The sequence below is a fragment of the aff. Roholtiella sp. LEGE 12411 genome, from assembly GCF_015206995.1.
Taxonomy (GTDB): Bacteria; Cyanobacteriota; Cyanobacteriia; order Cyanobacteriales; family Nostocaceae; genus Komarekiella.
This window is the reverse complement of the sequence record NZ_JADEXR010000255.1, coordinates 1-4,882: the sequence shown is the minus strand read 5'-3', so window position 1 is coordinate 4,882 and position 4,882 is coordinate 1. Positions and strand designations below refer to the sequence as shown.

The following is a 4,882-nucleotide window of genomic DNA, read 5'->3' as shown; positions in this document are numbered from 1 at the left end:
ATCCCCCATCCCCCATGCCCCATGCCCAATTTACACAGCCCTCTTGCCCATAAACCGCAAAAATAGCTTCTCCAATTCAACCCAAACAAACATTAAGGCACTGAAGCCAATACAAATCATCAACTCCCTTGGACTTAGCCAGTGAGTGCCAAAGAAATTTCTCAGGGGTGGGACGTAAACTAGCATCAGTTGCAAAATCGTTGTCACAATAACAGCCGCCAGTACAAAGATATTCGAGAAGGGATTCATCTCGATGGTTAGTCGGTTATTAGAGCGAATGGCTATGGCATGACCCATTTGGGCAATACACAGAGTAGTAAATACCATTGTCTTCCAAGTATCGGGATTGCGTTGATAGCCAGCTGCATGGGTATGTTGATAAGCCCACCACATCAAAGAAATGCTGATGATCGCAAAAATTATGCCAATGCGAATCATGTAAAAACCCAATCCCCTAGCAAAAATACTTTCGCGGGGACTAAAAGGCGGACGTTTCATCACATCTGGTTCTGGGGGTTCCACAGCTAAGGCTAGTGCTGGTAAACCATCTGTTACCAAGTTCATCCACAAAATTTGTAAGGGGGTTAGGGGAACGCCTCCCAAACCAATTAAAGGTGCAGCGGCGATCGTGAGAACTTCGCCGATGTTACTACCCAAAATGTATTTGATAAAGCGGCGGATATTGGTGTAAACAACTCTACCTTCCTTGGTAGCAGTGACAATAGTGGCGAAGTTGTCATCAAGTAACACCATATCACTGGCTTCTTTGCTCACATCGGTACCAGTAATGCCCATTGCAATGCCGATGTCAGCTTGTTTAAGGGCTGGGGCATCGTTGACGCCATCGCCTGTCATCGCCACAAATCTGCCCCGGCGTTGCAGTGCTTGGACAATTCGCAGTTTGTGTTCTGGGGCGACCCTTGCATAGATGCTAACTAAGTCAACGTTTTGCTCTAGTTCCTGGTCACTCATTCGTTGCAATTCTTGACCTGTGAGGACGCGATCGCCTTCTTGGGCAATTCCTAAATCTGTAGCGATCGCTCTTGCTGTTAACTGGTGGTCGCCAGTAATCATGACTGGGCGAATGCCTGCATCCCGACACTCTTGCACTGCTGCTCTTACCTCTGGGCGTGGCGCATCTAACATTCCTACCAATCCCAGCCACACCAAATTTTGCTCAGATGTATCATCTGAATTTTCTGGTGGAATTTCCGCAAGGGGTTTGTAGGCAAAACCTAACACCCGCAAGCCTTTACTTGCCATTTGGTCATTTTCTACAAGAATTTGCTGGCGTTGTTCTTCAGTCAAGGAGGCTGAGTGATTACCCAGATAAAGGAGATTTGAACGTCCCAAGATTAATTCTGGTGAACCTTTGGTAAACATTAAGTAACGTTCAGATTTTAAAAAGCCAGCGATCGCAGGGTCAACTGCTGTCAAAGGCGATCCACCTGATGCTACTTCCTCTACTTGAGAAATCACGCTCATTCGCTTGCGTTCTGAGGAAAAGGGAAACTCCGCAACGCGGGGTAATTTGCTGTTCCACTGGTCTTTTTCGATTCCAGCTTTTCCCGCCAGTGTTACTAATGCACCTTCTGTAGGATCTCCCAAAATCGTCCATTGCCCATTGTTCTGTTGCAGCACCGAATCATTACAAACGGCACAGGCTACCAGCAAAGCTGAGATTTCTGGATGCTCGTCTACGGCAATTTTTTGACCATCTAACTGAAAATTGCCTGTAGGAACATAACCTTCTCCCGTCACACGAAAAGTCTTCTCATTGGTGAAAACTGATTGCACCACCATTTTATTTTGAGTCAGGGTGCCAGTTTTATCAGAACAGATAGTAGTAACAGAACCCAATGTTTCCACTGCTGGCAATTTGCGAATCAAGGCATTCTGGCGTACCATTCGCTGAGTTCCCAGTGCCAGAGTGACGGTAATCACCGCAGGTAATCCTTCTGGCACTACAGCAACGGCCATACTTAAGGAAACTTCCAAGAGTTCTTGGATATTGCTAAAACCTCTAGCTTGGATGATCCCGCCACCAACAACGATCGTAACCAGAATTAAAGAACCTGTAACTAGGACATTGCCCAGTTGTGTCATTCGCTGCTGCAAGGGGGTAGGTTCACTTTCCACCGCCTGCAACATAGCAGCAATTTTGCCTAATTCTGTCGTCATTCCGGTGTTAGTCACCAGAACCTTGCCTCGTCCTTGAACTACTTCAGTTCCTTGAAATACTAAATTAATGCGATCGCCTAAATCTGTTTCTTCCGGCAGTTTGAGTGTAGCTTGTTTATTCACAGCTTCGGCTTCACCAGTCAATGCCGACTCTCGCACTTGTAAATTAGACTGTTCGATCAAGCGTCCATCTGCGGCTATCTGCATCCCAGCTTCTAGCAGCATCACATCCCCTGGGACTAGTTCCTTGGCTGCGATCTCCACGAGTCTACCGCCGCGCATGACTCGTACTAAGGGAGAGGTCAGCTTTTTCAGAGCTGCCAAGGCTTTTTCGGCACGACTTTCTTGAACGTAGCCGAGTATGCCATTGAGAATGACAATTGCCATAATAGCGATCGTGTCTTTAAATGGCACTTCACCAGGCTTCAAGTCGCCCGCTCGCCAAGCCATGAGGTCTAAAAACCCAGAAACCAGAGCTACGCCAATCAGCATCAACAACATAATGTTCTTGAACTGATCCAGTAAAATTTCCCAAGTACTACGGCCAGCATTTTCTTCTAGTTCATTGGGGCCGTATTTTTGCAACCTCTGTTGAATTTCTTGGGGTGTCAAGCCACTGTCTGCGTTACTATCAAGCAGGTCTAGCGCTTTATCAACTTCTAAACTATGCCAAACGGCGGCACCTTCAGGCAGAGAATTAGCAGACATCGTGTACGTCACAGGAAATGGTTACAGAATTTGATCATAATTTAGTGATGCATGGAAAACCATCAACTAAAGTTACATTAAAGCCATTACTAAGCTAGATAAGCGTTTATGTAATTCTTAACATTTGCAAAATTGTTCACTTTTAACATAGTGTTATTTCTCACGAAAGAGTTTTTCGGAACACATTGTAACGATAATTGTGAGTAATAGAGTTTTGAAGTTTAGTTACAGAGCATCTGCCACAATTAATTTTGGGCGTGCTAAACCGTTAAATAAATATGCTTAATATGAGTTTTGCACCCCCCAGTTTGACTGCTAGCCAAATGTTTGGGCAAAAAATAATTCGGCCGCTGACTGCTGCTACCCTGTGTGGCATTGCTTTCATTAAAGATAAACTCATTGCTATTGATAGCCTGAAGGGGCATCTACTGGAGATTGATCCTACCTCTGACAACAGTAAAATCATCAATTCTCATCAAGTAAAGGAATTTAGTCATGTCACTGGTCTAGCAGTGTGGGAAGACACTTTGTGGGTAAGCCGTGATCAAAGTGTTTATTCATGCACACTCACTGCTTTAGGTCTGGAACATTTTACTACATTGCCTTATCCCGCCGACGGCGTTGCTGTTTGGGAATCAACAGTCTACGTCAGTTGCCAAAAGCTAGGTTACATTCTGGTTTTTGACTGTGATACCCGAAAAGAGATTACCAGGTTTTATGCCCCTGGAGTTGGGGTGGAAAATTTGGCAGTTAGCCAGGAAACGCTTTGGATTTGCGATCGCATAGAACAAACAGTTTACGCGATGGACAGGGCAACTGGAGAAGTTAAATTCAGTGTTCTGACGCCGTTTGAATCCCCCACAGGCATAGCCATACATCAAAATGGCGATACCAGTCAGGAAAGCCTCTACATCGCTTATGCATCTGAGGAGCCTTATATCCGGGATAACCCAAATGCAGACCCGAATCATGAGCTAACCTACCGCGATCGCACTTTTATTCACCCTCTGTATTATCATTACGAACCAGATAAACATTACGCCCTCTCTAATGGCTATCTTATTGAAATGTCCTATGCTGAGGAAATTGCTCCCTTAGACGAAGTTTATTTACCAGAGGTAGAATGGCGCATCGCTCTACCATCAGAAACTGAACGTCAAAAGGTGAAACACGTTGAACCTATTGGTTTACCTTTTACCGAAGAAGTTGTAGACGGACAACGTGTAGCAGTATTTAAATTTGATGCCCTTACCCCAGGCGAACGGCACATATTTGGCTGGAAAGCACTTTTGGAAGTTCGAGGGATTAAATATCGCATTACGCCCAGAGATGTAGAAAATATTCCTGAACTTTCACCAGAATTACAAACCCGCTACCTAGTAGATGATGACGATTTAGCAATGGATACTCCCATTGTTCGCCGTGCAGCACGGGAAGCAATTGGTACTGAAACTAATGTGCTGCGGAAAATGTACAGCATCCGCAACTATGTCTACGATGAATTATCCTATGGCATTAAACCCTACATTGATACACCAGACGTAGTTTTAGAGCGGGGTATTGGTTCCTGTGGCGAATATGTAGGCGTTTTACTTGCTCTATGCCGTTTGAATGGCATCCCCTGCCGTACTGTAGGTAGATATAAATGCCCTCCCAATAGCGAACACCAGGGTGTCCCTTTACAACCCGACTTTAATCATGTTTGGCTGGAATTCTACGTACCTAATTTTGGCTGGTTGCCAATGGAATCGAATCCTGATGATGTCGGGAACGCTGGGCCTTATCCCACGCGCTTTTTTATGGGCTTATGCTGGTATCACATTGAAATTGGCAAAGGCATCTCCTTTGAAACCGTGACAAGTCAGGGCGCACGGCTAACAAAAGAAGATGTACCCATTGGTGATTTGGCAATTAATCATATTCGGTTTACGATTCTCAAAGAATTGCCACCTTTTTGAATTGGGGCATGGGGCATGGGGCATTGGGTATGGGG

The 4,882-nt window shown here is 45.1% G+C and carries 2 protein-coding genes; one reads left to right on the top strand and one right to left on the bottom strand.

The features are described 5' to 3' along the window. Positions 1-30: 30 nt before the first annotated feature. Positions 31-2,889 (bottom strand): cation-translocating P-type ATPase, encoded by a 2,859-nt coding sequence (locus IQ246_RS28865; protein WP_194006716.1) that lies wholly within the window; start codon positions 2,887-2,889, stop codon positions 31-33. A gap of 287 nt (positions 2,890-3,176) precedes the next feature. Between IQ246_RS28865 and IQ246_RS28860 the strand changes: the two genes are divergently transcribed. Beyond that, a complete protein-coding gene (locus tag IQ246_RS28860; RefSeq protein ID WP_194006715.1) occupies positions 3,177-4,847 on the top strand; it encodes a transglutaminase domain-containing protein in 1,671 nt (556 codons plus the stop codon). The last annotated feature ends 35 nt before the right edge of the window (positions 4,848-4,882 follow it).

Coding starts and splice junctions, on each gene's coding strand:
- IQ246_RS28865 (WP_194006716.1), bottom strand. CDS start 2,889: ATGTCTGCTAATTCTCTGCCTGAAGGTGCCGCCGTTTGGCATAGTTTA.
- IQ246_RS28860 (WP_194006715.1), top strand. CDS start 3,177: ATGAGTTTTGCACCCCCCAGTTTGACTGCTAGCCAAATGTTTGGGCAA.